This window comes from Streptomyces sp. GL_140, assembly GCF_057834465.1.
On record NZ_CM174404.1, the window covers coordinates 6,011,116 to 6,035,725 of the forward strand.

Annotated in this window: 30 protein-coding genes and 1 pseudogene; 19 read left to right on the forward strand and 12 right to left on the reverse strand. The window is 69.6% G+C overall.

Annotated elements, in window-relative coordinates:
- Nucleotides 1-48: 48 nt before the first annotated feature.
- The gene (gene ftsH, locus AC3IYJ_RS27885; protein ID WP_489402957.1) at nucleotides 49-1,878 is read left to right on the forward strand and encodes an ATP-dependent zinc metalloprotease FtsH; all 1,830 of its coding nucleotides are present in this window, start codon (nucleotides 49-51) and stop codon (nucleotides 1,876-1,878) included.
- A gap of 67 nt (nucleotides 1,879-1,945) precedes the next feature.
- On the opposite strand, the gene AC3IYJ_RS27890 is transcribed toward ftsH, so the two are convergent.
- Nucleotides 1,946-2,629: a class I SAM-dependent methyltransferase gene (locus AC3IYJ_RS27890; protein WP_489397451.1), complete on the reverse strand. Its 684-nt coding sequence runs from the start codon at nucleotides 2,627-2,629 to the stop codon at nucleotides 1,946-1,948.
- Between the two features lie 131 nt (nucleotides 2,630-2,760).
- Between AC3IYJ_RS27890 and proS the strand changes: the two genes are divergently transcribed.
- The 17 genes and pseudogenes from proS to AC3IYJ_RS27975 all read left to right on the forward strand — a co-directional run bounded on the left by proS (nucleotide 2,761) and on the right by AC3IYJ_RS27975 (nucleotide 15,062).
- The gene (gene proS, locus AC3IYJ_RS27895) at nucleotides 2,761-4,173 is read left to right on the forward strand and encodes a proline--tRNA ligase (protein ID WP_489397452.1); all 1,413 of its coding nucleotides are present in this window, start codon (nucleotides 2,761-2,763) and stop codon (nucleotides 4,171-4,173) included.
- A gap of 201 nt (nucleotides 4,174-4,374) precedes the next feature.
- Entirely contained in the window at nucleotides 4,375-4,974 is a 600-nt protein-coding gene (locus AC3IYJ_RS27900; protein ID WP_330298800.1) for a hypothetical protein, read from the forward strand.
- Nucleotides 4,975-5,143: 169 nt separating this feature from the next.
- Complete coding sequence (gene rpsP, locus AC3IYJ_RS27905; protein ID WP_356658180.1) at nucleotides 5,144-5,587, forward strand: 30S ribosomal protein S16; 444 nt, start codon at nucleotides 5,144-5,146, stop codon at nucleotides 5,585-5,587.
- A 2-nt stretch (nucleotides 5,588-5,589) separates the two neighbouring features.
- A complete protein-coding gene (locus tag AC3IYJ_RS27910) occupies nucleotides 5,590-5,829 on the forward strand; it encodes an RNA-binding protein (protein WP_030011889.1) in 240 nt (79 codons plus the stop codon).
- Between the two features lie 95 nt (nucleotides 5,830-5,924).
- Nucleotides 5,925-6,554, forward strand: a complete 630-nt coding sequence (gene rimM / locus AC3IYJ_RS27915) for a ribosome maturation factor RimM (protein ID WP_489397453.1) — start codon at nucleotides 5,925-5,927, stop codon at nucleotides 6,552-6,554.
- The gene (gene trmD / locus AC3IYJ_RS27920; RefSeq protein ID WP_489397454.1) at nucleotides 6,554-7,375 is read left to right on the forward strand and encodes a tRNA (guanosine(37)-N1)-methyltransferase TrmD; all 822 of its coding nucleotides are present in this window, start codon (nucleotides 6,554-6,556) and stop codon (nucleotides 7,373-7,375) included. Before rimM ends, trmD begins: the two co-directional genes overlap by 1 nt.
- A gap of 134 nt (nucleotides 7,376-7,509) precedes the next feature.
- Entirely contained in the window at nucleotides 7,510-7,860 is a 351-nt protein-coding gene (gene rplS / locus AC3IYJ_RS27925; protein ID WP_384653597.1) for a 50S ribosomal protein L19, read from the forward strand.
- A 44-nt stretch (nucleotides 7,861-7,904) separates the two neighbouring features.
- Nucleotides 7,905-8,726 (forward strand): signal peptidase I, encoded by an 822-nt coding sequence (gene lepB / locus AC3IYJ_RS27930; protein WP_489397455.1) that lies wholly within the window; start codon nucleotides 7,905-7,907, stop codon nucleotides 8,724-8,726.
- 211 nt (nucleotides 8,727-8,937) lie between these two features.
- On the forward strand, nucleotides 8,938-9,648 hold the full coding sequence (gene lepB / locus AC3IYJ_RS27935; protein WP_489397456.1) for a signal peptidase I: 711 nt from the start codon (nucleotides 8,938-8,940) through the stop codon (nucleotides 9,646-9,648).
- 105 nt (nucleotides 9,649-9,753) lie between these two features.
- Nucleotides 9,754-10,677: a signal peptidase I gene (lepB, locus tag AC3IYJ_RS27940; protein WP_489397457.1), complete on the forward strand. Its 924-nt coding sequence runs from the start codon at nucleotides 9,754-9,756 to the stop codon at nucleotides 10,675-10,677.
- A 43-nt stretch (nucleotides 10,678-10,720) separates the two neighbouring features.
- Nucleotides 10,721-11,497 (forward strand): signal peptidase I, encoded by a 777-nt coding sequence (lepB, locus tag AC3IYJ_RS27945; protein ID WP_489397458.1) that lies wholly within the window; start codon nucleotides 10,721-10,723, stop codon nucleotides 11,495-11,497.
- Nucleotides 11,487-12,017: an NUDIX hydrolase gene (locus AC3IYJ_RS27950; RefSeq protein ID WP_489397459.1), complete on the forward strand. Its 531-nt coding sequence runs from the start codon at nucleotides 11,487-11,489 to the stop codon at nucleotides 12,015-12,017. Before lepB (AC3IYJ_RS27945) ends, AC3IYJ_RS27950 begins: the two co-directional genes overlap by 11 nt.
- 54 nt (nucleotides 12,018-12,071) lie before the next feature.
- A complete protein-coding gene (locus AC3IYJ_RS27955) occupies nucleotides 12,072-12,380 on the forward strand; it encodes a DUF2469 domain-containing protein (RefSeq protein WP_005311352.1) in 309 nt (102 codons plus the stop codon).
- A gap of 153 nt (nucleotides 12,381-12,533) precedes the next feature.
- The gene (locus AC3IYJ_RS27960) at nucleotides 12,534-12,905 is read left to right on the forward strand and encodes a YraN family protein (protein ID WP_489397460.1); all 372 of its coding nucleotides are present in this window, start codon (nucleotides 12,534-12,536) and stop codon (nucleotides 12,903-12,905) included.
- A pseudogene (locus AC3IYJ_RS27965) lies at nucleotides 12,905-13,162 on the forward strand (magnesium chelatase domain-containing protein); the annotation flags it as partial. The gene AC3IYJ_RS27960 and the pseudogene AC3IYJ_RS27965, both read left to right, overlap by 1 nt.
- Before the next feature lie 35 nt (nucleotides 13,163-13,197).
- Entirely contained in the window at nucleotides 13,198-14,649 is a 1,452-nt protein-coding gene (locus AC3IYJ_RS27970) for a recombinase family protein (RefSeq protein WP_489397461.1), read from the forward strand.
- A gap of 170 nt (nucleotides 14,650-14,819) precedes the next feature.
- Nucleotides 14,820-15,062 (forward strand): helix-turn-helix domain-containing protein, encoded by a 243-nt coding sequence (locus AC3IYJ_RS27975; protein ID WP_489397462.1) that lies wholly within the window; start codon nucleotides 14,820-14,822, stop codon nucleotides 15,060-15,062.
- Nucleotides 15,063-15,104: 42 nt separating this feature from the next.
- Here AC3IYJ_RS27975 and AC3IYJ_RS27980 read toward each other — a convergent pair whose 3' ends face one another.
- The 4 genes from AC3IYJ_RS27980 to AC3IYJ_RS27995 all read right to left on the reverse strand — a co-directional run bounded on the left by AC3IYJ_RS27980 (nucleotide 15,105) and on the right by AC3IYJ_RS27995 (nucleotide 16,289).
- Entirely contained in the window at nucleotides 15,105-15,239 is a 135-nt protein-coding gene (locus tag AC3IYJ_RS27980; RefSeq protein WP_489397463.1) for a hypothetical protein, read from the reverse strand.
- A 13-nt stretch (nucleotides 15,240-15,252) separates the two neighbouring features.
- Nucleotides 15,253-15,801 carry a glycine-rich domain-containing protein gene (locus AC3IYJ_RS27985; protein ID WP_489397464.1) on the reverse strand — a complete coding sequence of 183 codons (549 nt, stop codon included), beginning with the start codon at nucleotides 15,799-15,801 and terminating at the stop codon, nucleotides 15,253-15,255.
- A 112-nt stretch (nucleotides 15,802-15,913) separates the two neighbouring features.
- Nucleotides 15,914-16,126, reverse strand: a complete 213-nt coding sequence (locus AC3IYJ_RS27990; RefSeq protein WP_489397465.1) for a hypothetical protein — start codon at nucleotides 16,124-16,126, stop codon at nucleotides 15,914-15,916.
- Nucleotides 16,119-16,289, reverse strand: a complete 171-nt coding sequence (locus tag AC3IYJ_RS27995; RefSeq protein WP_489397466.1) for a hypothetical protein — start codon at nucleotides 16,287-16,289, stop codon at nucleotides 16,119-16,121. The genes AC3IYJ_RS27990 and AC3IYJ_RS27995 overlap by 8 nt, the downstream gene beginning before the upstream one ends.
- A 193-nt stretch (nucleotides 16,290-16,482) precedes the next feature.
- On the opposite strand from AC3IYJ_RS27995, the gene AC3IYJ_RS28000 reads away from it, so the two are divergent.
- Complete coding sequence (locus AC3IYJ_RS28000) at nucleotides 16,483-17,703, forward strand: NsdA family TPR-like regulatory protein (protein WP_489397467.1); 1,221 nt, start codon at nucleotides 16,483-16,485, stop codon at nucleotides 17,701-17,703.
- Here the strand turns inward: AC3IYJ_RS28000 and AC3IYJ_RS28005 are convergent.
- The 7 genes from AC3IYJ_RS28005 to AC3IYJ_RS28035 form a co-directional block, all read right to left on the reverse strand.
- Entirely contained in the window at nucleotides 17,684-18,349 is a 666-nt protein-coding gene (locus AC3IYJ_RS28005; RefSeq protein WP_489397468.1) for an HAD family hydrolase, read from the reverse strand. The two genes, AC3IYJ_RS28000 and AC3IYJ_RS28005, sit on opposite strands and share 20 nt — an antisense overlap.
- 77 nt (nucleotides 18,350-18,426) lie before the next feature.
- A complete protein-coding gene (locus tag AC3IYJ_RS28010) occupies nucleotides 18,427-20,022 on the reverse strand; it encodes a hypothetical protein (RefSeq protein WP_489397469.1) in 1,596 nt (531 codons plus the stop codon).
- A gap of 9 nt (nucleotides 20,023-20,031) precedes the next feature.
- Nucleotides 20,032-20,292, reverse strand: coding sequence for a hypothetical protein (locus AC3IYJ_RS28015; protein WP_489397470.1), 261 nt, complete (start codon nucleotides 20,290-20,292; stop codon nucleotides 20,032-20,034).
- Nucleotides 20,292-20,555 carry a hypothetical protein gene (locus AC3IYJ_RS28020; RefSeq protein ID WP_489397471.1) on the reverse strand — a complete coding sequence of 88 codons (264 nt, stop codon included), beginning with the start codon at nucleotides 20,553-20,555 and terminating at the stop codon, nucleotides 20,292-20,294. Before AC3IYJ_RS28020 ends, AC3IYJ_RS28015 begins: the two co-directional genes overlap by 1 nt.
- A gap of 9 nt (nucleotides 20,556-20,564) precedes the next feature.
- Nucleotides 20,565-21,344, reverse strand: coding sequence for a peptidoglycan recognition protein family protein (locus tag AC3IYJ_RS28025; RefSeq protein WP_489397472.1), 780 nt, complete (start codon nucleotides 21,342-21,344; stop codon nucleotides 20,565-20,567).
- Between the two features lie 64 nt (nucleotides 21,345-21,408).
- Nucleotides 21,409-21,891, reverse strand: coding sequence for a hypothetical protein (locus AC3IYJ_RS28030; protein WP_489397473.1), 483 nt, complete (start codon nucleotides 21,889-21,891; stop codon nucleotides 21,409-21,411).
- Between the two features lie 9 nt (nucleotides 21,892-21,900).
- Nucleotides 21,901-24,609: a hypothetical protein gene (locus AC3IYJ_RS28035; RefSeq protein ID WP_489397474.1), complete on the reverse strand. Its 2,709-nt coding sequence runs from the start codon at nucleotides 24,607-24,609 to the stop codon at nucleotides 21,901-21,903.
- Between the last annotated feature and the right edge of the window lies 1 nt (nucleotide 24,610).

The window sequence follows — 24,610 nt, forward strand, 5'->3', positions numbered from 1 at the left end:
CCCTGGCGCTCCGAGGGCGCACCGCCCGCCCCGCCGCCGAAGAAGAGGATGCCCGGGGGCTGGCGCGGCCTGATCCTCACCGCCCTGATCGTCTACCTGCTGACCAACCTGGTGCTCTCCTTCTTCAACGAGGGCGACGAGTCGACGATCTCGTACACCGAGTTCAGCAAGCAGGTCGCCAACGGCAACGTCTCGAAGATCTACTCCAAGGGCGACGCCATCCAGGGCCAGCTGAAGACCAAACAGCCCAAGCCGGACGGCGACAAGGGCGACTACACCAAATTCGTCTCCCAGCGCCCGGCCTTTGCCGACGACGACCTGTGGGCCAACCTCACCAAGCAGAACGTGGTCGTCACCGCCTCCCCGGTCGTCGAACAGCGCAGCTTCCTCGCCAACCTCCTGCTCTCCCTGGCCCCGATGCTGCTGCTCGTCCTCCTGTGGGTGTTCATCGCCCGCCGGATGGGATCGGCGATGGGCGGCGGCATGGGCGGGCTGGGGCGCAAGACGCCGCCCAAGCCGGTCGAGCTGGAGGGCGCCAAGCGCACGACCTTCGAGGACGTGGCCGGCATCGACGAGGTCGAGGGCGAGCTCAACGACGTCGTGGACTTCCTCAAGAACCCGGACGAGTACCGCAAGATGGGCGCCCGGATGCCCGGCGGCGTGCTGCTCGCCGGACCGCCCGGCACCGGCAAGACCCTGCTGGCGCGAGCACTCGCGGGAGAGGCCGGGGTGCCGTTCTTCTCGGCCTCGGCCTCCGAGTTCATCGAGATGATCGTCGGCGTGGGCGCGTCCCGGGTGCGGGAGCTCTTCTCCGAGGCACGCAAGGTGGCTCCCGCGATCGTCTTCATCGACGAGATCGACACCATCGGACGGGTGCGCGGCGGCGGCGCGGCCATGGGCGGCCACGACGAGCGCGAACAGACCCTGAACCAGATCCTCACGGAGATGGACGGCTTCTCCGGCTCCGAAGGCGTGGTCGTGCTGGCCGCGACCAACCGGGCCGACGTCCTGGACCCGGCGCTGACCCGGCCGGGCCGCTTCGACCGCACCGTCGTCGTCTCCCCGCCGGACAAGGGCGGCCGGGAAGCCATCCTGCGCATCCACACCAGGGACATCCCGCTCGCCGACGGCGTCGACCTCGCGCAAGTGGCCCGTACGACTCCGGGCATGACGGGAGCCGAACTGGCCAACCTCGCCAACGAGGCCGCCCTGCTCGCCGTGAAGCGCAAGCAGAAGCAGGTCACCCAGTCGGACCTCTCGGACGCGCTGGAGAAGGTCCAGCTCGGCGCCGAACGGCCGCTGGTCATGCCGGAGGAGGAGCGCCGGCGCACGGCGTACCACGAGAGCGGCCACGCCCTGCTCGGCATGCTCCAGCCGGGAGCGGACCCGGTTCGCAAGATCACCATCGTCCCGCGCGGCCGGGCGCTCGGCGTCACCCTCTCCACCCCGGAGGCGGACCGGTACGCGTACACGGAGCCGTACCTGCGCGGCCGCATCATCGGTGCGCTGGGGGGCATGGCGGCCGAGCACGTGGTCTACGACGTCATCACCACGGGCGCGGAGAACGACCTCGAACAGGTCACCAACATCGTCCGGGGCATGGTCGGCCGCTGGGGCATGAGCGAGCGCATCGGCCGCCTCACCGCGATCCCCTCGGACGGACAGGGCCCCTACGGCCTCTCCGCGGCCCCCGCCACCCTCGACGCGGTGGACCACGAGATGCGCCGGATCACGGACGAGTGCTACGTGGAGGCCTGCCGGCTGCTGCGCGAGAACCGCGGCAAGCTGGACGACCTGGCGCAGGCCCTGATGGCGAACGAAACCCTGGACGAAGCCGCGGCCTACGCCGCCGCGGGCATCCCGCGCCTCCACAAGTGAGCTCCGTACGGGGCTGGTTCCCAGCCCCGTACGGCGCAGGACGCAGGGTCCGCGGCCGGACCGTCCGTCAGGCCGTACGGGCGATCACGTAGCGGAAGATGTTCGGCAGCCAGACCGCCCCGTCGCCTCGCTCGTACGGGTGAAGCGCCTCCGCGAGCTCCTTCTCCAGCTGCACCGGGTCCGAAGTCGCGGCCTCGTACAGCCCGGTCGACAGCAGCCCGCGCACCGCGCTGTCCACGTCCGCGTACCCGAAGGGGCAGAACACCCGCCCCGACCCGTCCGGCACCAGCCCGGCGCGCGCCACCACCGCGTCCAGGTCCCGGGAGACCGGCCCGCCGCCCAGCACCGACGGCACCGTGCACCGCTCCGCGGGCCCCCAGTCGGCCAGCACCACCGTCCCGCCCGGCCGCCGCAGCGCGGGCAGCGCCGCGGCCAGGGCCCCCGGAGCGGGGGAGAAGGCCAGCAGTACGTCGTACGGCACCGCGGGCGCAGGAGGGGCCGCCACCACCTCCAGCAGCCGTTCGCGCGCCAGTGCGCGGCGCGCCGGATCCCTCTCCACACCCGTGGCCAGGGCTCCCCGTCCGGAGGCCAGCAGAAGGGCCAGCCCGGCCCCGCAGTCCAGGCCGAGCAGCCGGTCGCCCGGCCCTACCTCCAGCCGGTCGTAGACCGCTTCGTACAGCGGTACCAGCATCCGTTCCTGGATTTCCGCCCAGTCCCGGGCGACAAGCGTCGCCGTCGGCGTCGGTGTCATCGAAAGAGCGCTCCTGATTCCGTTTCGCCCCCATGCCCCCGTTGCCAGAGAACTCCCGATTCGCCCCCGCGTCCAGAGGAGCGCGCCACCCGATTCACGCTCGCCGCCCCGGGCGCCGTACCATTCGCGCCATGGCAAAGGCACCCGTTCTCACCCCCCAGGCGGAGGATTTTCCCCGCTGGTACCAGGATCTGATCAACAAGGCCGAGCTGGCCGACAACGGTCCGGTACGCGGCACCATGGTCATCCGACCGTACGGCTACGGGCTGTGGGAGCGGATGCAGCAGGAGATGGACGCGCGCATCAAGGACGCGGGCGCCCAGAACGCGTACTTCCCGCTGTTCATCCCGCAGTCGTACCTGACGAAGGAAGCCGAGCACGTGGAGGGCTTCGCCCCCGAGCTCGCGGTCGTCACCCACGGCGGCGGCAAGGAGCTGGACGAGCCGATCGTGGTCCGTCCCACCTCCGAGACGATCATCAACGACTACTTCTCCAAGTGGGTCCAGAGCTACCGCGACCTGCCCCTGCTGATCAACCAGTGGGCGAACGTGGTCCGCTGGGAGATGCGCCCGCGCGTGTTCCTCCGTACGAGCGAGTTCCTCTGGCAGGAGGGCCACACCGCCCACGTGTCGTACGAGGACGCCCGCGACTACGCCGCCCGCATCCACAAGGACGTGTACGGCGACTTCATGACCAACGTGCTCGGCATCGACGTCGTGCTCGGCCGCAAGACCGCCAAGGAGCGCTTCGCCGGGGCCATCAACACCCTCACCCTCGAGGGCATGATGGGCGACGGCAAGGCCCTGCAGCTGGGCACGAGCCACGAGCTCGGCACCAACTTCGCCAAGGCCTTCAACACGCAGTACCTGTCGAAGGAAGGCAAGCAGGAGCTCGTCTGGCAGACCTCGTGGGGCGTTTCGACCCGCATGGTCGGAGGCCTGATCATGTCGCACGGCGACGACAACGGCCTGCGGGTCCCGCCGCGCCTCGCGCACGTCCAGGTCGTCGTCATGGCGATCAAGGGCGACGAGGCCGTGACCAAGGTCCGCGAGCTGGGCGCCCAGCTCAAGGCCGTGGGCCTGCGGGTGTTCGTCGACGACCGCGTCGACACCCCCTTCGGCCGCCGCGCCGTGGACTGGGAGCTCAAGGGCGTACCGGTCCGTGTCGAGATCGGTCCCCGCGACCTGGAGGCCGGCACCGCGATGCTGGCCCGCCGGATCCCGGGCGGCAAGGAGGCCGTGCAGATCTCCGACCTCGCCGCCCTGCTGCCCAAGGTGCTGGAGGAGGACCAGGAGCAGCTGCTGCGCGAGTCCCGCGAGCGCCGCATCGCCCGTACGTCCGACGTCGCCACCATCGAGGAGGCCGCCAAGGCCGCCATCGCCGGTGGCTGGGCGCGCATCCCGTGGGCCGACCTCGGCCCTGAGGGCGAGGCGAAGCTCGCGGAGCAGGCGGTCTCCGTACGCTGCCTGATCGCCGAGGACGGGTCGGTCCCGGACGCGGACGACGCCCCCGGTACCCTCGCGATCGTCGCGCGCTCGTACTGACCGGCCCGCCGGTGACTCACGCACCCCGGCGCGCGGCTCCCGCCGCGCGCCGGGGTGTAGTCGTCGTTACGTACCGACTCCTCCTGAGATCTGCGCACCCGTCCTCGTCAGGACGCATGAGACTGAACTGACTGGTACGTGCAAAAAATTTGGAATGGCCCGGAATCGGAACACCGGGGCACCCCGGCTCGTTGTCACGACGTGAGCACGACACCCCCTGTTCTCGCCGCAGAGCTGGCGCAGGCGTGGGCCGATATTCAGCGGTACCACCCCGAGCTGCCTGACCTTGCCGCGCCCGAGTCCCTGATCGGAGAATCCTCGTCCGCCTGTGGCGCCGAGCTCTCCTTCGAGCGACTGCTGCACGAGGCAGTCCACGGCATCGCCGCAGCCCGCGGCGTGCGTGACACTTCGCGTGCCGGCCGCTACCACAACCGCAGGTTCCTCGCGATCGCCGAGGAGATGGGGCTGGACCACGCCGACGAGCCACATGCGAGCAGTGGCTTCTCGCTGGTCACGCTCAATCCCGAGGCGAAGAAGCGCTACCGCCCCACCATGGAGCGGCTCCAGCGTGCGCTGAAGGCCCATACCGTCGCGACGGCTGCCGACACCAAGCGCAGCTTCCGCGGTCCGGCAGCCCGGCACGGCTCCTCCGGTGGCGGTGTCCGCGTCAAGGCGGTCTGCGACTGCGGGCGCAACGTCCGGGTGGTCCCGTCGGTGCTGGCCCAGGCCCCGATCGTGTGCGGCGGCTGCATGAAGCCCTTCCGCATTCCCGAGGTCGCGGTGTCGGCCGCCGCTTCCTGACCGGGCGGGCGAGGCGCCTCGGGCGTGTGGCACAATAGCTAGCTGTACTCGACAGTCGCATAGGACCCCTCTCTCCTCCGGCTGACGCGTCCATCGGGCACCCGAGTACCGCAACCCCACGTGGCATCTCATGTGCCCAACCACGTCAAGTTCAGGAGACACCACTCCAGTGGCAGTCAAGATCAAGCTCAAGCGCCTCGGCAAGATTCGCCAGCCGCACTACCGCATCGTCGTCGCCGACGCCCGTACCCGTCGGGACGGTCGCGCGATCGAAGAGATCGGTATCTACCACCCGACGTACAACCCGTCGCGCATCGAGGTCAACGCCGAGCGTGCGCAGTACTGGCTGTCGGTCGGCGCCCAGCCCACCGAGGCTGTGCTCGCCATCCTCAAGCTGACCGGTGACTGGCAGGCGCACAAGGGCCTCCCGGCCCCCGCGCCGCTGCTGCAGCCGGTGACGAAGGAGAGCAAGCGTCGCTCCTTCGACGAGTTCGCCAAGGCCCTCGAGGGCATCGGCGAGGGCAAGGGCGAAGCCATCACGCAGAAGGCTAAGAAGGCCGACAAGAAGGCGGACGAGGCTGAGGCCGAGACCGCCGAGTCGACCGAGGCCTGAGCATGCTCGAGGAGGCTCTTGAGCACCTCGTGAAGGGCATCGTGGACAACCCCGACGAAGTGCAGGTCGCCTCGCGCAACCTGCGTCGCGGGCAGGTGCTTGAGGTTCGGGTCCACCCCGACGACCTCGGCAAGGTGATCGGCCGCAACGGCCGCACCGCACGTGCTCTGCGTACGGTCGTGGGCGCCATCGGCGGCCGGGGAATCCGCGTCGACCTCGTCGACGTGGACCAGGTTCGCTGAGAACGCGTCCACTGCAAGAGTGAAACACCGGCACGGGCCGGGGAGGGCATACGTGCCCGCCCCGGCCCGTCGTCGTCTGAACAGGAGAAGACACAGTGCAGCTGGTAGTCGCGCGGATCGGCCGCGCCCACGGGATCAAGGGTGAGGTCACCGTCGAGGTGCGGACCGACGAGCCGGAGCTGCGGCTCGGGCCCGGCGCCGTGCTCCAGACCGAACCGGCGTCGGCGGGACCGCTGACGGTGGAGACGGGCCGGGTGCACAGCGGGCGGCTGATGCTGCGCTTCGCGGGCGTCAAGGACCGCACGGGCGCCGAGGCGCTGCGCAACATCCTGCTCATCGCCGAGGTGGACCCAGCGGAGTTGCCCGCCGAAGAGGACGAGTACTACGACCACCAGCTGATGGACCTCGACGTGGTCCTCGAGGACGGCACCGCGGTCGGCCGGATCACCGAGATCTCGCACCTGCCCTCGCAGGACCTGTTCATCGTCGAGCGGCCGGACGGCACCGAGGTGATGATCCCCTTCGTCGAGGAGATCGTCGCCGAGATCGACCTCGAAGAGCAGCGCTGCGTCATCACCCCGCCGCCGGGGCTGATCGACGACCGCGCGGAGATCGCGTCCGAGCGGGACGCCGCCGAAGCCGAGGCTTCGGCTGAGGATGAGGCCGAGGTCGCGCAGGACGACGAGGGTGCGCAGAACGCCGGGACCGCCGGGGGCGGCGCCTGATGCGGCTGGACGTCGTCACGATCTTCCCCGAGTACCTGGAGCCGCTCAACGTCTCCCTGGTCGGCAAGGCCAGGGCCCGTGGACAGCTCGACGTACACGTCCACGACCTGCGGGAATGGACGTACGACCGGCACAACACGGTGGACGACACCCCCTACGGCGGCGGCCCCGGCATGGTCATGAAGACCGACCCGTGGGGCGAGGCCCTGGATGCGGCGCTGGCCGACGGCTACGAGGCGGGCGCGCACGGGCCCGTCATGGTCGTCCCGACCCCCAGCGGCCGGCCGTTCACCCAGGAGCTGGCGGTCGAACTCTCTGAGCGCCCCTGGCTGATCTTCACCCCGGCCCGGTACGAGGGCATCGACCGCCGGGTCATGGACGAGTACGCCACCCGCATCCCGGTCTACGAGGTCTCCATCGGGGACTACGTCCTGGCCGGCGGCGAGGCGGCCGTCCTGGTCGTCACCGAGGCCGTGGCCCGGCTGCTGCCCGGGGTCCTCGGCAACGCCGAATCGCACCGCGACGACTCCTTCGCGCCCGGCGACATGGCGAACCTGCTCGAAGGCCCCGTCTACACCAAGCCCCCGGAGTGGCGCGGCCGCGGCATCCCGGAGGTCCTGGTCAGCGGGCACCACGGCAAGATCGCCCGATGGCGCCGCGACGAGGCCTTCCGCCGGACCGCGAGCAACCGCCCGGACCTGATCGAGCGCTGCGAGGCCTCCGCCTTCGACAAGAAGGACCGCGAGCTGCTGTCCATCCTGGGCTGGAAGCCTTCCCCCGACGGCCGATTTTGGCGTAGGCCGCAGACCGTGGAAGAATAGGCGGCTGTTGTGTGCTCGCGTACGCCCCTGCCACAGGGGGACCGTCGTCCGCCGAGTCCCGCAACTCCCGAATTCTCTACGGAAACCCCGCATCGGCGGCCTGTGGCGTCATGCGAAGAAAGCAGACGAATTACATGTCTCACCTGCTCGATGGCGTCAACGCCGCCACGCTCCGCTCGGACCTGCCGGCCTTCCGCCCGGGTGACACGATCAACGTTCACGTCCGCGTGATCGAGGGCAACCGCTCCCGTATCCAGCAGTTCAAGGGTGTTGTCATCCGTCGCCAGGGCTCTGGCGTCTCCGAGACCTTCACCGTCCGCAAGGTCTCCTTCAGCGTCGGCGTGGAGCGTACCTTCCCGGTCCACTCCCCGATCTTCGAGAAGATCGAGCTCGTCACCCGCGGTGACGTGCGTCGCGCCAAGCTGTACTTCCTCCGTGAGCTCCGCGGCAAGGCCGCGAAGATCAAGGAGAAGCGCGACCGCTGATCTGCTCTGCGTCTTCAGGGGGCGGCCGGATAGGCTCGCCCCCGATGGACACCGAAGCACCTCACACGCAGCGCGGCCACTCTTCCCCCGACGAGGGGGAGGGGCGGTCGCGCTTCGCGTTTTCCGAAGCGGATTCCCCTTCCGGGGCGGCCTCGGCTTCCGACGCGGCCGTGGCTCCGGCTCCGGTATCGGTACCGGCTTCCGTTGACGGGCCCGCTTCCGGCGCGGGGTGGCTGACCTGGCGGCGGGCCGGGCTGCTGGGCGCGGCCTGCACCGTCTTCCTGCTGCTGCTCAGCAACTTCGTGCTCCAGCCCTTCCTCATCCCGAGCCGCTCGATGGAGCCCACGCTCGAAGTCGGGGACCGGTTGCTGGTCAACAAGCTGGCGTACCGTTTCGGCGACCAGCCGGAGCGCGGGGACGTCGTGGTCTTCGACGGCACGGGCTCCTTCGTGCCCGAGGCCCCGGCCGGGAACCCCTTCGCGAACGCCCTGCACGGTGCGGCCTCGGCGCTCGGGCTGGCCGAGCCCTCCGACACCGACTTCGTCAAGCGGGTCGTGGGCGTGGGCGGCGACGACGTCTCGTGCGATGAACACGGCCGGATCAAGGTCAACGGGGTGCCGTTGGACGAGCCCTACCTGTTCCCCGGCGACACGGGCTCCAAGGTGCCCTTCCGGATCGTCGTGCCCCTTGGGACCCTGTGGGTCATGGGCGATCATCGTTCCCAGTCCCGGGACTCCCGGGACCACCTGGGCGAGCCGGGCGGGGGGATGGTGCCGGTGGAGAAGGTGATCGGGCGGGCCGACGGGATCGGCTGGCCGGTTTCGCGCTGGGGCGGCGTGACCACCGCGGGCGGCGGCCGTGGGTAGCCGGGGGCGCCCGAGAGGCGAGTGGGACGCGGACCCGCGGACCGGGCCTGAGACCGAGCCGGAGCCCGAGCCCCGGGCCGAGCCACGGGTCGAGCCACGGGTCGAGCCCCGGGTCGACCCCCAGGTTTCGGCCGGCGGCGCCGAGGCCGGCGGCCGGGCGGACCGGCGCCGACTGGCCCGCCGGGTCCGGCGCAGGCGGCGTACCCGCAGGGTGGGAGAGCTGCCCCTGCTGGTGGTGGTCGCACTGTGCATCGCCCTGATCCTCAAGACCTTCCTGGTGCAGGCCTTCTTCATCCCTTCCGGCTCCATGGAGGAGACGATCCGGATCGGCGACCGGGTCCTGGTGGACAAGCTGACGCCCTGGTTCGGCGCCAAGGTCGAACGCGGCGACGTCGTCGTGTTCAAGGACCCCGGCGGCTGGCTCGGCGGCGAGACCGCCCGTCCGGCACCGGACCCGGTGGGCGTCAAGCAGGTCAAGCAGACCCTCACCTTCATCGGCCTGCTGCCGTCGGCCGATGAACAGGACCTGATCAAGCGGGTCATCGGGATCGGCGGGGACACCGTGAAGTGCTGCGACGCCCGCGGCCGGGTCAGCGTCAACGGCTCGCCGCTCGAGGAGCCGTACATCAACCCGGGCAACGCGCCCTCGGAGATCCGTTTCGAGGTCCACGTACCCGAGGGGCGGATCTTCGTCATGGGCGACCACCGGGCGAACTCGGCCGACTCCCGCTACCACCTCGACGAAGCCTTCCAGGGCACCATCGACGAGAAGGAAGTGGTCGGTCAGGCCGTGGTGATCGCCTGGCCGTTCGGGCACTGGCGCCGCCTCGAACAGCCCGCCACCTTCCGGATGGTGCCCGACCAGGCGCGCGCCGGACGCCGCGCGCCCCGTCGACGCCGCCGGGGCACGTCGTTCGCATAGTGTGTCCTCGGTCTCCCGCGCCTTCGGGAACTCCCGGTCGTTAAGGGAGGGGAGGGCCCGTGCCTGATCGGACACGGGCGTCGATTTTCCCAATGAGGAGTGGATGTGGGGGATGTGGCGGTAGGCGCACGGTCCGGACGTGACGAAGGTGACGAGCGCCCGGACGACGCCGTCGAGCACGATGCCGTCAAGCACGACAGCGATGAGAAGGACGGCGTGGCGGCGCGCCCGCACCGCTCGTTCTGGAAGGAGCTGCCGCTCCTGGTCGGAATCGCCCTGCTCCTCGCTCTGCTGATCAAGACCTTCCTGGTACAGGCGTTCTCGATCCCGTCCGACTCCATGCAGAACACCCTCCAGCGGGGTGACCGGGTGCTGGTCGACAAGCTGACACCCTGGTTCGGATCGGAGCCCGAGCGCGGGGAGGTTGTGGTCTTCCACGACCCGGCGAACTGGCTGAGCGGGGAGCCCACTCCGGACCCGAACATCGCGCAGAAGGTCCTCAGCTGGATCGGCCTCATGCCCTCCGCGGAGGAGAAGGACCTGATCAAGCGCACGATCGCGGTCGGCGGTGACACGGTCGAGTGCAAGCGGGGCGGCCCGGTCATGGTCAACGGCAAGGCCCTCGACGAGCCGTACATCTTCCCCGGCAACACCCCGTGCGACGACTTCCCCTTCGGGCCGCTCACGGTCCCCAAGGGCAAGATCTGGGTGATGGGCGACCACCGGCAGAACTCCCAGGACTCCCGCTACCACCAGCAGGACTCCACCCAGGGCTTCGTACCCGTCAGCGATGTCGTCGGGCGGGCCGTGGTGGTCGCGTGGCCGATCACCCGTTGGTCGACCCTCCCGGTCCCGGACACCTTCGACCAGCCGGGCATCGGCAACCAGGCCAAGGCCACCGCGCTCGGTCTCGGGGCCTCCGGACTGGCGCCGGTCGGGCTCGGCCCGGCGGCCCTCGGGTTCGCCGGCGCGGTGCCGGTCGTACTGTGGCGCCGACGGAAGCTGACCGCGGGGCGTACTGGCAGGTAGGGTGCCGCCCAGGTCGACGATCTCCGAGTGTGGGGGCGCTGCAATGGGCGGAACTCAAGCGATACGAGCAGGTGACGGCGATGGCCGCGGCGGTTTCGGCAACGTGTTGTCGGGAATCGCCGTGGCCATCGGCTTTGTGCTCTTCCTGGGCGGTTTCGTATGGGGGGCCGTGGTGTACCAGCCGTACACGGTGCCGACCGACTCGATGATGCCGACGGTGAACCCCGGAGACCGGGTGCTGGCCCAGCGCATCGACGGCGGTGAAGTGCGGCGCGGGGACGTGGTCATCTTCAAGGACGAGCAGTGGAGCGCTTCACCCATGGTCAAGCGCGTCGTCGGCATCGGCGGGGACACCGTCAAATGCTGTGGCGAGGGCGGCCGGCTCACCGTGAACGGCAAGGAACTGGACGAGCCGTACATCGCGGAGGAGAAGCTCGACGTGGTGGGCGCGCCGGGCGGATCCGCCTCGCGGACCCCGTTCGAAGTGACCGTCCCCGAGGGCAGCCTCTTCCTGCTCGGCGACCGGCGCGGCACCTCCCTGGACTCCCGGGCGCACCTGCAGGAAGCCGGACAGGGAACGGTGCCCCGGTCGGCCGTGAAGGCCCGGGTCGACGCACTGGCGTGGCCCTCCATGTCGATGCTGGAGCGGCCGCGGACCTACGCGGCCCTGCCCGGCGGGATCTCCGAGGCGGGGCCGCTGAGGCTCCAGGCGGCCGCCGTGGCGGCCGGAGCCGTGCTGGTGCTGCTCGGAGCCGCGTACGGGCCCGTGGTACGGGTCCTCGGGCGCGGCCGGAGGAAGGAGCCGGCCGGTGTCCGCTGACACGAAGCGGGCGCAGGCCGGCCAGGGTGCGGGCGACGGGGAGCCGCGCAGGGTCTCGCGCGTGGTGCTCCTGGACCCCGAGGACCGGATCCTGCTGCTCCACGGCTTCGAGCCGGGGGATCCGGCGGACGACTGGTGGTTCACCCCGGGAGGCGGCCTGGAAGGGTCCGAGACCCGCGAAGAGGCCGCGCTGCGCGAGCTCGCCGAGGAGACCGGGATCACGGAGGTGGAGCTGGGGCCGGTGCTGTGGCACCGCTACTGCGAGTTCCCCTTCGACGGGCGCCGCTGGGAGCAGGACGAGTGGTACTTCCTGGCCCGGACGACCCGCACGGAGACCGAGATGGGCGGCCTCACCGAGCTGGAGCGGCGCAGCGTCTCCGGGGCCAGGTGGTGGACCTCCGAGGAACTCCTGGCGGCCCGTGAGACGGTGTACCCGACCAGACTCGCGGAGCTGCTCCGCACGCTGCTCGACGACGGTCCCCCGGGTGCGCCCGTGAACCTGGCTCCGGAAATCGTTTAGGGGCGCACGGGCCTGGCGCACAATAGGGGGACGCAGGCTGAAGGGGAACATGCCATGAGTGCCGAGGACCTCGAGAAGTACGAGACCGAGATGGAGCTGAAGCTCTATCGGGAGTACCGCGACGTCGTCGGGCTGTTCAAGTATGTGATCGAGACGGAACGTCGTTTCTACCTCACCAACGACTACGAGATGCAGGTGCACTCGGTCCAGGGCGAGGTCTTTTTCGAGGTCTCGATGGCCGACGCGTGGGTCTGGGACATGTACCGGCCTGCCCGGTTCGTGAAGCAGGTACGGGTGCTGACCTTCAAGGACGTGAACATCGAGGAGCTCAACAAGAGCGATCTCGAACTTCCCGGCAGCTAGGCGGGCCCGTTGGCGGCGGCCCGGGGAGGGACGGTCCCGGCCCGCGCGGTTCACCCGCAGGAGTGAGGGGGTTGTCCACAATGCCCTGACTGTCCACCAAGATCCACAAGGTGGGCGGGGACGCGGGACCGTCGGTGCCGGAGGTGGTGCCGGATGAACGCGAAGGGCGTGGCACAGCAGGCATTGGGGCGGTACGGCGAGGAGCTCGCGGCGCGGCGGCTCGCCGAGGCCGGGATGACGGTGATCGCGCGGAACTGGCGGTGCCGCAGCGGGGAGATCGACATCGTCGCCCGGGACGGGGACGCCCTCGTCGTGTGCGAGGTCAAGACCCGGCGGGCGGGGGAGTTCGAGCACCCCATGGCCGCCCTGCGGCCCGGCAAGGCCGAGCGGTTGCGCAGGCTCGCCGGGCGCTGGCTCGCCGACCACGGCGGACCACCCCTGGGCGGGGTCCGCATCGACCTGGTCGGAGTCCTGCTGCCGCGGCGCGGTGCGCCCGTGGTGGAGCACGTCAGGGGGGCCGCCTGATGGGGTTCGCGCGAGCCTGCTCGGTCGCCCTGGTGGGTGTCGAAGGCGTGGTGGTGGAGGTCCAGGCCGACCTGGAGCCGGGGGTGGCCGCCTTCACCCTGGTGGGGCTGCCCGACAAGACCCTGGTCGAGAGCCGGGACCGGGTGCGGGCGGCCGTCGTGAACTCCGGGGCCGCCTGGCCGCAGAAGAAGCTCACCGTCGGACTCAGCCCGGCCTCGGTGCCGAAATCCGGAGCGGGTTTCGACCTAGCAAAGGCCCACGAAAGACGGAATTAAAGTGCGAGCATAGAGGCATGGAGTCACAGAACACCGGCCCGACAGGGCGCCGCGTAGTCCGCTGCTACCTCTACGCCCGCATCAGCTCGGACCGCGAGGGCGCCGGACTCGGCTGTGACCGCCAGATCGAAGACGGCTACGCACTGGCCGAACAGCTCAGCAACAGCGACACCGAGTACCGCGTCGTCGAAGTCTTCGAAGACAACGACCTCTCGGCCTACTCGGGCAAGCCACGCCCGGACTACATCCGGATGCTCCAAGGGCTCGAGGCGGGCGCTGGCGAGTGCGTCATCGCCTGGCACACGGACCGCCTCCACCGGTCGCCTGCCGAGCTCGAGCGGTACATCGACATCTGCGAGCCGCGGCGCGTCGAGACGCGCACGGTCAAGGCGGGCCACCTAGACCTCACCACTGCCACCGGACGGATGATCGCCCGGCAGCTCGGAGTGCAGGCTCGGTACGAGGTCGAGCGGATGGTCGAAAGACAGAAGCGCGCCCGGGATCAGATGGCGCAAATGGGTAAGCACTTCGGCGGCCGACGGCCCTTCGGCTGGGAGGTCGACGGTATGACGCCCATCCCTGCCGAGGTGGAGTGCATCCAGCACGCTGCACGCAGCGTTCTCGCCGGAGCCTCCCTGTACTCCATTCAGCGGGATCTGCGGGCCCGTGAAGCCCTCACGAGTACCGGCGGGCAGTGGAGTGCCTCCGAGATCCGCAAGATGCTCCTACGCCCCCGCAACGCGGGCATCGTCGTACACAGGGGTGAGGAGGTGGGGCCGGCCCAGTGGCCTGCCGCGCTGGACGAGCCGACATGGCGGAGTGTTGTCGCCATGCTCAAGGACCCGAGCCGCAAGATCGGGCCAGCCGGGAACGCCAGGGTTGCCCTCGGTACGGGCCTCTACGTGTGCGGGACCTGCGGCAAGAGCGTGATTTCGTCCACGGACGGCAGCGGCAACCACCCCGATCGGGAACGGATGCTCAACTACCGGTGCCGGTCGCAGAAGCACGTGAGCCGTCGGCGAGACCTCGTAGACGATGTCGTTCAACTCGCCGTGCTTGACCGGCTCTCCCTCCCTGATGCAGCAGACCTTCTGGCGACCCGTGAGGACCCTGTGGATGTACGGGGCGCCCAGGAGGACCGGAGGCAGGCACGGTTCACCCTGGACGGCTTGGCGGGCGCTCTGGGGCGTGGAGAGCTGGATATGCGGTCGTGGACTCTGGCGTCCGAGGCTGCGCGGCAGCGGATTGCCGCAGCGGAAGAGGTGCTGTCGCGTGCGGTCAAGGTGAATCCGGTGGCCGCCCTGCTCACGGCGGAGGACGTTGAGGAAGCGTGGAACGGGCTGGATCTGTCTCGGAAGCGGGCGGTGATCTCGTATCTGATGACCGTGACCATCAACCGGGCCCGCCGGGGCCGGCAGCCCGGTGGCGGGTATTGGGACCCGAATTCTGTGCAGGTCGCGTGGAAATGAAGCAGGGCCCCCGCTGGCAGGCGGGGGCCCCGCTGGCCGCTCCCGCCGCCTGGGGGGCAGGACTGGGAGGGCCGGTCTGGTGTGCAGGCTGATGCCCACATTTGCGGGAGATGAGTCGATGTAGGGTGCACCCTACATACATCAGTTCATGATCACGTCAGCGTGTACGGGTGTCCCGTGCCCACCCTGTACCCGCTCACGTCCTCGCCAGACGACGACGCATCGGCGAACAGATTCGACAGGCCCGGACGGACAGGAAGCTGACACAGCAGTTCGTGGCCGAGCAAGCTGGCGACATGGACCGGGCAACGTACGTCCGTATCGAGCAGGGCCAGGCGAGCCCGCTCCTCGACACGCTCATCCTCATCGCGGACGCCATCGGCGTACCGCTCGCGCACCTCGTCCGGGAGTAGCCCCGGCCGGAGGGGGAACTGTCGGCCGGGGCGGTTCTCAGATCAGCTCTCGTCAGGCTCCGCCACGACGAACCCGCGGACCGGCGCAGGTCCTTGCCGGGTCGGGTCCTGAGCGCGCAATGCCTCGTGCAGGGCCTCGACAAGGTCGGCGTACCGGGGGTCGATCCACTCGTTCATGGCGGCAGCCTACTCAGCCCTTGGGCTTGGGGATGATGACGATCGGGCCGCCGTCGTCCGAGTGACGGCAGGAAGCGGCGACGGTGACGAGGGTGTCCTCCGGGCCGCGCCACAGGTCCGCGTCGACGCTGTAGCCCGCGGCCTCGATCGCGGCGACGGTGCGCTCGACGGAGCTGTGTGAGCGGTTGGTGGGGTCGGGCCGCTCCGGCAGGTGGTGGATGAAGCCGCCGCAGAGTCGGAAGCACAGCGACTGGTAGAGGGCGGTGTGGAGTACGAGCGCGTGCCAGCCCTCGTCCACGACACGGGACGGTACGAGACCCGCCGGGGTCCGGGCGGCCGTGGCGAGGAACGCCAGCGCGTCGACAACGATGCGGGAGGCGAGGTCCATGGCCATGCCGGGGTTGTTATCCAGGACGGTGTGCATGACGCCGTTGAACTCGGCATCGCTGAGCAGAGCCCGCGCGCTTGCGGGGGCGGTGGCCGTCAGGACGCCGGACGGCTGCGGGTTGCCGGGCTGGCTGATGCACGGCGGCGGGACAGGGTTCGGTACGGGACTGGACATGCTTCTCCCCTAGGTCATGTGCAGGAAGGTGCGGGTCAGGTGGTGCCGACGACGATCACGGCGAGGATGCCGAGCACGATCAGCACGTAGCAGAGCTGCTGCGGAAGCCCGGTCATCCGGTGGCCTCGACGTTGCGTTCCGAGGTCGACAGCTCCAGACCGGACTTCATTCGGATGTATGCGATTGGCGCGTACTGGGGGTCGCCATAGACGCGGCGGACCTCCTCATACACGACGGCCATGAGCTGGCCCTCCGTACCGGAGGCAATATCGCGGACCCGCTGGTTCAGGAGCGGGTGGGCCAGGTGCTCTCCCGGCTTAGCCATCGGACTCGTCTCCATCCGTGCTGGTGAATCGCGCCCAGCCGGCCTGCGCCCGGTCAAGGAGATCAGCGCTCGGCTCGACCACCTCAGCCATGCCCATACGGGGATCGTCCGGGGTGTCGAGGTTCCATACGCCGCGGGCGCAGCTGTGGGTCGGGCTGGTCACGGGTCACTCCCTACCGTCGTCAACGGGTGGTGAGAGACACCATGGACCTAGGAAAGTCCTATTGCTAGGACTTCAGAGCGGCCTTTCTGGGTCCTCAAATAGGGCTTTGCTGCCCCCATTCTGGTGAACCATGGCAGTCAAGAGGGCGTCCTGAGACAGTAGGTCAGGACACCTACCCACTACGGGAGTTGGAATGACCCGACCCACCGGCAACGCGCGCTTCCGGGCGGCCCGCCAGGCCGCCGGCTACCGGACCCAGCAGGAACTCGTCGACGCCCTCGCCGCCCGCGGGATCCACATCGGCCTACGGCAGGCCCGCCGCTACGAAGCCGAGAACCCGCCCCTGCCGCAGACCGACGTGCGGCAGGCACTCGTCGACCTGCTCGGCCGCCCCCTCGACGAGCTCGGGTTCAACGTGCCGCCCGGTACCGGACCGCAGACCAGCACCAGCCTTATCGCCCCTGCGAACCGCGGACCGCTGCGCGCCTCGAGCGCACCACAACCAGCCACCGCCGGTTCCGACTTCCTTGCGGTCACCCGGGCACACCGACGGCTGTACTGGACCGTCACCCCGTCGGTCCTGCACCCGGCCGTTGCAGCACATGCCACCCTCGGCGGCCAGCTCCTCGACGCGACTACCGGCAGAACGCGTCAGACCCTCGCCGTGGCTCTCTCGGAGAGCTGGCTCCTGGCAGGCCGGATCGAGTTCTTCGACCTCCGCGAGCCCACCCGGGCCGGCGACACGTGGGTCCGTGCTCTCCAAGCCGCGGGCGAGGCCGACGACACGCTGCTCGGCGCCGCGATCCTGGCGCACATGGCGTTCATCCCCGGATGGTCTGGGCAGTGTTCCGCCGCCACAGAGCGCATGGTCGCGGCCCGCACCTACGCCCGGCGCGGCCAAGCCAGCGGCCAGTTCGTGGCCTGGCTCGATGCCGTCGAGGCCGAATGCGCCACCCGCTGCGGGGACACGCGAGCCGCCCTCAACCTCATCGCCCACGGTGAGACCGTCGTCGAGGACGACGCAGGCCCCACCCCCGAGTGGATGGATTGGTTCAGCCCCGTCCGGCTTGCCGCGTTCAAGGGCAATACCCAGCTCACAGCCGGGCACCTGCCGCAGGCCCGCGAGACGCTGCTCCACGTCCTCGACGAGCTTCCGGAGGACGCCGACAAGCAGCGCACCGTCATCCTCGGAGACCTCGGAGCGGTCGAGGCCGCCGCCGGACGCCCGGAGGACGCGGCGCGGTACGCGCTTCGCGCGCTGGAGCTGCTGGAGACGCACTGGTACGCCACCGGGCTGGAGCGGGTCCGCGAGGTGCGGCGCGCACTCGCTCCGTGGGAACACGAGCAGTACGTCCGCGACCTCGATGATCGTCTCTACGGCTGGGGTGCCGTCGTCAGCGCTCTCGCCTGTTGAACTCGGTGATCCGAGGGGACAGTTCGGCGAGGCTCTCGACGCGGAACGTTGGCAGTTCGAGGGCCTCGGCGGTGTTCCACTGGATCGTGGCCCACGGGCCCCGGCGGATGAGCGCGGTGTGCATGCCCGCGGCGGCGCCGGGGCGGAGGTCGTTGTCGACGCGGTCGCCGACGTAGAGGATCTCGCCGGGGGCGGCCGGGACGACGGCGGCGACCCGCTCGAAGAACTCCGGATCCGGCTTGCTCGCGCCCCAGTCGTCCGAGGTACCGATCAGGTCGACATCCTTCGTGAACAGCTCGCGGAGCAGACCGCCCGCCCGAACGGTCTGGTTCCCGGCGATGCCCAGCCACAGGCCGTCCGCGCGGAGCTGCGCGAGCGCCGGGCGGACGTCCGAGTAGAGGTCGTTCTCGCCGAACCACTCCGGGAGGCCAGCGGCAGCACGTGCTTCCCGCTCGGCCGTCAGGTCGAAGCCGGGCTTGAAGGGCTCGAAGACCTCGCGGTAGTCGCGGCCCTGTGCGATCACGGCGCCGAACATCGCGGCGAAGGTGTGTCGGGGGACGCCGAGCCAGTCGGCCCAGGTGCCGTACTCCCGGGTCTCGTCCACGAGGCACTCACCGACATCGAACACCACAGCGCGAATCGTCATGCGAGCAGCCTATCCACGGGGCCGAACGCACGAAAGCGCCCCCTCCCGCCCGTAGGCGAGAGGGGGCATCGTGCTGCCTAGGGTCCAGAGAGGGCGTACCACTGGGATCCCCAGCCGGTGTTGATCGTGCTGGTTGCCTGGCTCGATAGCGTCAGGCTCGACGGCAACGACGTCTGTCCGGTGAGGATCGTGGAGTAGCGGAGGTTCGGCGCCGTCAGGTTCGCGTTCACCGAGATCCCGGCCCCGGTGGCCTTGAAGGTGAGCGAGTTGGTCGTCCAGGTGGAGCCGTTGCCGAGCAGCATCGCGATGTAGTAGTTGCCGGGTGCCGCAACGAACGGCGTGGCGAGCGGCAGGGCCTTGGCCGTAGCGCCCGACATCAGCAACGAGGAGATGTCCGCAGTGACACCCTTCAGGGCTCCTGTGCTGTCGTACAGGCCGAGGTAGCAGTTGCTCAGCGAGGCGCCCGCGTCGACACCGGACAGGCCCAACCAGATGTTCGCGACGGTGACCTGCTCCCGGATCGGGATCTTGACCAACGTGATCCGGCCCGCGACACCCGCGCTGCTCTGCGCCGTCACATGCCCGGCATCGTTGGGGTCGCCAGTCCACGTGATGAGCCCCTGCTCCGACGGGCGCGGCAGCCAAGAGCCAGCGGCCGAACCGTTCACCGCGCCGAAGTTCCAGAGCCTCATCCGCCACGGATAGACGGTGTTGGCGTAGACCCGGCCGGCGGCGGTGCCACTGTGGACGAGGGCCACGGTGATGTTTCCGGAGCCGTCGATGTGGCCTGCTTGCACCACGAAGAACTGGCTCGTCACCTTCGAAAAGCTGGTGCTCGGGTACAGCCATGGCGCGCCCTCGGCCAGCGGTGTGCTCGTGCCGGAGCCGCCGTAGATGGAGACAGCCCCGCCGCTGGTGAGTAGGGCGACGTCCATGAAGTGGGCGCCGTTGTACATCATGGCGAGGTCGACGTCGATGCGGTCGCCGACTGCTGCGGGGATGGTGCACTGGAGCGGCGTGCCCGCGCTCGTCTGCACGATGATCCACGGCGTGGACGAGGGCAGATCAGTGATGGTGCCGTCAGTGATGGTGGCCCCGCTGGTCGTGACGACCGTTCCGGACGCACCGATCGCGCCCTGAGGGCCCGTCGCCCCCGCGGCTCCGGCAGTGCCTGCGGTGCCCTGCAGGCCTTGAATGCCCTGGATCCCCTGCGGCCCCGTATCGCCCGTGTCGCCCTTCGCTCCCGGGGCTCCTGCAGCGCCGGGTGCGCCGTTCGCTCCCGGAGCCCCCGCAGGCCCGACCGGACCTGCAGCACCCCGCACGTAGCCCGGGAGCCCCGGGTCGGCGACGACGAGGTCGAGGATGTCGAGCGGTGAACCGTCGCCCGTTGGGACCGCGAACGTCCGGACCCGGACCGGAACCCCGGCAAGGGACTCCGTGATCCGGTAGTAGCGGCCCGTCGCGGGCTCGATCCCTGCCGCGTCCGTGGGGATCAGCGACGCCGACCACGCGCCGGCCGTGACGGTGACTGGATGGTCCGGGCCGACGAGCAGCCGGTTGCCGGTCTCGTCGGTCCAGCGGCGCGGCAGGCATGCCAGGGTGACGGTCACCGGGGCGCCGAGGTCAGTGAAGATGTCCGCCACGCTGCCGGTGACGGTGCGCCTGGTCGACATGGTGTCCTCCTACCGGGCCAAGAGGGCGAGTGCCCCGGTCACGGCTCCGCCGACCCCGGCGAGGACGCCAAGGGTGGGCAGGGGCCAGCGGGACCGCTCCAGGGTGCGAATCCGCGTCTCGTGATCCGCGAAGTCACGGCGGAGGTCTTTCGTGTCGTCGAGGATGCCGTCGAGCTTGGACTCGATCCGCCCTACGGTCTGCGTCAGCCCCCTCACCTCCCCATACATCTGTGCGGAGCTGATGTAGACGCCCGGATCGGGGGTGGTCACTAGACCCCCTTGGCGGTCGACGCGCTGTTCGGGTCACCGACCAGCCGGGCCAGGAGCCCCTTGACGAAGGTGCCCGCGGCGACGATGCCGGCCGTGCCAACGGACTGCCAGAAGGAGCCGTGGAGCATATCGGCCGGACCGGACGCGACGAGGAGGCCGCCGGTGGCTGCGGCGAACGTCCAGATGGTGCGCTCGGCGACGTCCTTGGCGTACGTGGCGCCGGTCTTGAGGATGGAATCGACGGGCGGGAACGGGCTGGTCATGGAGGTCTCCTAGTTGGTGAGGCGTGCGGCCTGAACGTCCGCGACGGCGTTGGCGATGGCGGCGACCTGCTCCGGGGTGAGGCCCGTGGTCTCCAACGCGGCGACCTTCGTGGTCAGCGCGGCCACCTGGTCGGACAGGACGGCCACCCGCTTGCTCGCGGTGACCAGGTAGCCGTACGCGTCGATGGGTTCGCCGGTGCCCTTGTAGGACCAGAGCTCGTTCGGGGTTGCCATGTCGTCCTCCTGGGACGGGTCGGGGGCGCCGGTCGCGCGGGCGACGATGCCCGGGAAGACGATCTTTTTGAACTGCTGCACGCGGGCGTCGCCGGGGCAGTCCGTGCCGGACACGGCCCATGCCGTGTGCAGCCGGTGGTGGCCGTATCCGGGGTCGTCGGCGGTCTGGCACACCCGCAGCGGGAGGCCGTGTTCCTGGTGGAGCCACACGCCGAGCCGGATCAGCTGCTCGACCTGCTCCGGTGTCCACGGGTCGGTGGCGTCGTCGTTCGAGGCAGTCTCGATCGATACCGCGCCGGTGCCGTCCGGCCGAAGGTTGGCTCGGTAGTTGGCATCAGCCCTGGTCTGGGTGCCGATGTACTGGCCGAGTGAGCCGTCGTAGTCGAGGCCGAAGTGACTTTCGAGGTTCGTCGAATCGCGCCAGTAGGCGTAGATCCGATTCTCGTCCCACGGGGCTGCGACGGAGTGCATGATGAACTGCGTCGGTCGAATTGCGGGCTGGGAATCGGACTCCGGTTGGAGCTCCATTTTCTCGGCGCCTGGGTACCAGGCCATGACACCTCCAAGACATGACAAAAGCCCCGGGCCATCAGGCTCGGGGCGGTGGGTGGCGGGGTGGCTACGCAGGCTTGTACACGAGGCAGATGGACAAGTTGTCCGTGTTGCCCCAGGTGAAGGGTCGAGTGGCGTTCCACTCGCCCGGCGTCGCGCCGCTCGCGGCGGTCGACGACAGGGCCATGGCGAAGCTGTCGCCGGACAGGACGCGCGAGACCCCCGGGTAGTAGGCGCCGCCGGGGTCGAGGGCCAGGGCGCTACCGACGTACGACATGCTGGAGCTGGCCAGCGAAGCACACGCGAAGGGCAGCGCGAACCTGAACTGGCCGCCACCCCACGTTGTAGTGCTCCCGCCCACCAGCGAGGCCCTGACGTGGCAGAGGCCGCCGTCCAGCGCGTACTCGCCGTCGAGAGTGCCATTGCCGAGAGAGACCGCGGCGCCGGTCGAGGACGTCCAGGTGGGCGTGTACGGCGTCCAGATTGCGCTGATCGCGTTGAGGCGGGCTGCGGTGGTCCGGAGTCCGGCGACCCATCCTGTGTACGCCATGGCGCCTCCTCAGTAGCTGATGATTGGGGCCTGGTCGAGGCGAACGTCCGCGCTGGCGGACTGCGCCTTGACGATCGAGTTGATCGAGCGGGTCACGGTGAACGTCTGCGGGCTGGCCGCGCCCGAGATCGCGGTCACCCGCATGACCTCGCCGCCGACCTCGATGTCGACAGGGAGCTCGGCGCCCGAGGTGGACCACAGCGGTGCGCCCACGGTTGCAACCGACAGGGACGTCGCGGTCGACGTGACGCCCGAGGCGAGGGTCGAGCCGTCGGTGTCGGCCCGGCCGGTGACGAGGTCGTCGACCACGGCCACGGTCCACGGGCCCGCCGGCGAGCATGCCAGCGTGACTGTCCACTCGAACGTCTTCAGCTCTTCGTCGCCGCCCTCGACCATCAGATCGAGAGGGCCAGGTGGAAGCCACGCAGGCAGACCGGTGATGCGGATGATGTCGCCCGGCTGGAGCGCGGCCACCGCCGGGATGAGTGTTGGGAATTTGTGCAGGTAGATCCGCACGCTCGGATACCGGGCCTCATCCCAGGTGCCTCGATGTAGCAGCCAGTGGGCAATGTCCTCGCACTGGCCGTCAGAGGCCAAACTCATGGTCTGGGAGTCGTCATAGGTGCCGACACCTGACGGCGGGGCCGCAGTCGACAGGGAACCGCTTGTCAGGACGGCCCGCGCGGACGAGCCGCCAACGCGGCTCACGGTGCGGTCGTTGCGAAGGTGCCGGTCATCGTCGACCGGTTTCAGCGGCGGCGCGAGCTGCGCGTAGGGGATGGTCAGCCTCGGGGTCTGGCTGTACAAGGTGGTGCGGCCCCGGTAGATAAGGCCCGCCCGTTCCCGGTCCTCGTACAGGATCCCGCCATCCGAGGTCTCGCATTCGCCGAGCAGGGTTAGGAGGGTTTCAGAGCGTTGGGGGCCCATTTGGGTCGGGGCGGTCCCGGCAATGGCTGGCACGTTCTCCTCGGTGGCCAGCCTGCGGAATCGGGCGGCTGCGGTTTCGCCGAACCAGCCGTCATCGGCACGGTCGTAGACGGATGTGTTCGAGCTGGCGAACACTCCGAGGTGGCCGAGGCGCACGTCGGCCGCGAGCGCGCCGAACGAGGTGCCGATCGTGGTCACGGTTCCTGCGGTCGCGGCGATGGTGGTGTCGTTTCCGAAGCCGCCCCCCGACACGTCGACCCAGCCGATCCGGTACCGGGTGTTCCCGCCCGTCTGCTCGGCGTTGATCTCCAGACGGGTCCAGGCGCCATGGAATCCGAAACCAGTGGTTACCGAAGGCACGCTGAACAAGCTCGCGCCGGTGCTGGAATATCCGTCGAGGGAGAGGCTGCCGTTGTCGACGGTGAGGACGACGCGAGCGGCAGTTCCCGTGGTCGCGAAGTCCATGAGGACGGTGGGCGAGGCGGGCGGGGTCGCCCAGTAGAAGACACAAGCAACGAGCCACTGTCCCGTAGCGGTGTGGGCCGGGACCACGCCGAGCATGCTGGCAGATGCCGTGATGCGGGGAAGCGGCGCGGATCCGAGGAGTGTGTTGTCTGCGGCGAACTCGAATCCGGATACGGCCAGCGGTGACACGGCCGGCAGTGGCGAGTAGGCCTGGAGGGCAGACCGGCCGTCCTCCAGCGGCCAGTAGGCGACCGGAGCCCCTACCGTGGGGATCCTGCGCCGCAGTGGCGAGGCCAGGGCTTTCGCGCCTTGGCCGAGGCGCCGCAGGATGCCGGCCGCCTCAACGGGGGTGGTGACGTCGTGGCCGCCCGCACCCCACTGTGGTGTCCATGAGGATGCCTCCAGGACGGCGCGGATACGGCGGGAGGTGATTTCCGCGCCGTTTCCGACGGTCCATGTTCGTCCGGCTGGGTCAGCAAACGTAGTGGTGCCGCTGGCCTGCGCGCTGAACACCGGGTTGGCGACAGCAGATCCGCCGATCCCGTTGCGGATCTCGATGGAGTGGTACTGGCGGGAGGTGGCCGCAAGCGTGGAGGTGGCGATGTCCCCCACTTCCACAACAGCGGTCGAGTTGAAGATTGATGTGGTGCCGGCGGTGGTGACGGTGCTGGTGCCGAGCTGTACCCAGGGGTCTGCCATGGTGGGCGCGGTGTAGAAAACGACGGTGTAGCCGCCGCTTCCGTTGTTGACGTCCAACGTGGCCCGGAGGGCTCCGCGCTCGCCGGGGCCGAACGGTACGGGCTGGCTAGAGGTGGCGTTGGCGGTAGTGGTCCCGTCGGTGGACCACCGGAACTCGGCCACCCCGTCCTCGTGGAGCCACAGCAGCCATGAGCGCTGATTCGCGGTGGTGTTGTACTTGCCCAGGACGCCAAAGCTGTTGGCGCTGCTCGCTCCTGCCCAATGGGCTGGAGTGAGATCGGCACGGACGTCGATGTCGCCCACGATGTCGAGGGTTGCCGCGTCGGGAGTGGTCGCGCCTCCTCGGACCCCACTCGGGATGACAAGCCCCACGGTTCCGCCACCGTGCGTAAGGCGCACGGGCGTGTTGCGGCCCAACTGCCCGAAATACGGGCTGCCCGGGTTCCGGGAGCTGTACTTGCCGTCAGGGTTGCGGAGTGCGAACGAGGCTGCCGCAGGGTCCGTTTGGGACCCTTCCCCGCGACGGCCCCAGCTGTACCGGATTGCGCCCGCGTGGAGGGCATCGTTGGTGACGTCCGTCCACGTGCCGGCGATCTGGAGCTCGACGCGGGCGTCGGGTACTGACATG

Bases quoted from the DNA above. Each gene is read 5' to 3' on its own strand.
- ftsH (WP_489402957.1), top strand. From the start codon at position 49: ATGCCCGGGGGCTGGCGCGGCCTGATCCTCACCGCCCTGATCGTCTAC.
- AC3IYJ_RS27890 (WP_489397451.1), bottom strand. From the start codon at position 2,629: ATGACACCGACGCCGACGGCGACGCTTGTCGCCCGGGACTGGGCGGAA.
- proS (WP_489397452.1), top strand. From the start codon at position 2,761: ATGGCAAAGGCACCCGTTCTCACCCCCCAGGCGGAGGATTTTCCCCGC.
- AC3IYJ_RS27910 (WP_030011889.1), top strand. From the start codon at position 5,590: ATGCTCGAGGAGGCTCTTGAGCACCTCGTGAAGGGCATCGTGGACAAC.
- trmD (WP_489397454.1), top strand. From the start codon at position 6,554: ATGCGGCTGGACGTCGTCACGATCTTCCCCGAGTACCTGGAGCCGCTC.
- rplS (WP_384653597.1), top strand. From the start codon at position 7,510: ATGTCTCACCTGCTCGATGGCGTCAACGCCGCCACGCTCCGCTCGGAC.
- lepB (WP_489397455.1), top strand. From the start codon at position 7,905: ATGGACACCGAAGCACCTCACACGCAGCGCGGCCACTCTTCCCCCGAC.
- lepB (WP_489397458.1), top strand. From the start codon at position 10,721: ATGGGCGGAACTCAAGCGATACGAGCAGGTGACGGCGATGGCCGCGGC.
- AC3IYJ_RS27955 (WP_005311352.1), top strand. From the start codon at position 12,072: ATGAGTGCCGAGGACCTCGAGAAGTACGAGACCGAGATGGAGCTGAAG.
- AC3IYJ_RS27960 (WP_489397460.1), top strand. From the start codon at position 12,534: ATGAACGCGAAGGGCGTGGCACAGCAGGCATTGGGGCGGTACGGCGAG.
- AC3IYJ_RS27970 (WP_489397461.1), top strand. From the start codon at position 13,198: ATGGAGTCACAGAACACCGGCCCGACAGGGCGCCGCGTAGTCCGCTGC.
- AC3IYJ_RS27980 (WP_489397463.1), bottom strand. From the start codon at position 15,239: ATGAACGAGTGGATCGACCCCCGGTACGCCGACCTTGTCGAGGCCCTG.
- AC3IYJ_RS27985 (WP_489397464.1), bottom strand. From the start codon at position 15,801: ATGTCCAGTCCCGTACCGAACCCTGTCCCGCCGCCGTGCATCAGCCAG.
- AC3IYJ_RS27990 (WP_489397465.1), bottom strand. From the start codon at position 16,126: ATGGCTAAGCCGGGAGAGCACCTGGCCCACCCGCTCCTGAACCAGCGG.
- AC3IYJ_RS28000 (WP_489397467.1), top strand. From the start codon at position 16,483: ATGACCCGACCCACCGGCAACGCGCGCTTCCGGGCGGCCCGCCAGGCC.
- AC3IYJ_RS28005 (WP_489397468.1), bottom strand. From the start codon at position 18,349: ATGACGATTCGCGCTGTGGTGTTCGATGTCGGTGAGTGCCTCGTGGAC.
- AC3IYJ_RS28010 (WP_489397469.1), bottom strand. From the start codon at position 20,022: ATGTCGACCAGGCGCACCGTCACCGGCAGCGTGGCGGACATCTTCACT.
- AC3IYJ_RS28020 (WP_489397471.1), bottom strand. From the start codon at position 20,555: ATGACCAGCCCGTTCCCGCCCGTCGATTCCATCCTCAAGACCGGCGCC.
- AC3IYJ_RS28025 (WP_489397472.1), bottom strand. From the start codon at position 21,344: ATGGCCTGGTACCCAGGCGCCGAGAAAATGGAGCTCCAACCGGAGTCC.
- AC3IYJ_RS28030 (WP_489397473.1), bottom strand. From the start codon at position 21,891: ATGGCGTACACAGGATGGGTCGCCGGACTCCGGACCACCGCAGCCCGC.
- AC3IYJ_RS28035 (WP_489397474.1), bottom strand. From the start codon at position 24,609: ATGTCAGTACCCGACGCCCGCGTCGAGCTCCAGATCGCCGGCACGTGG.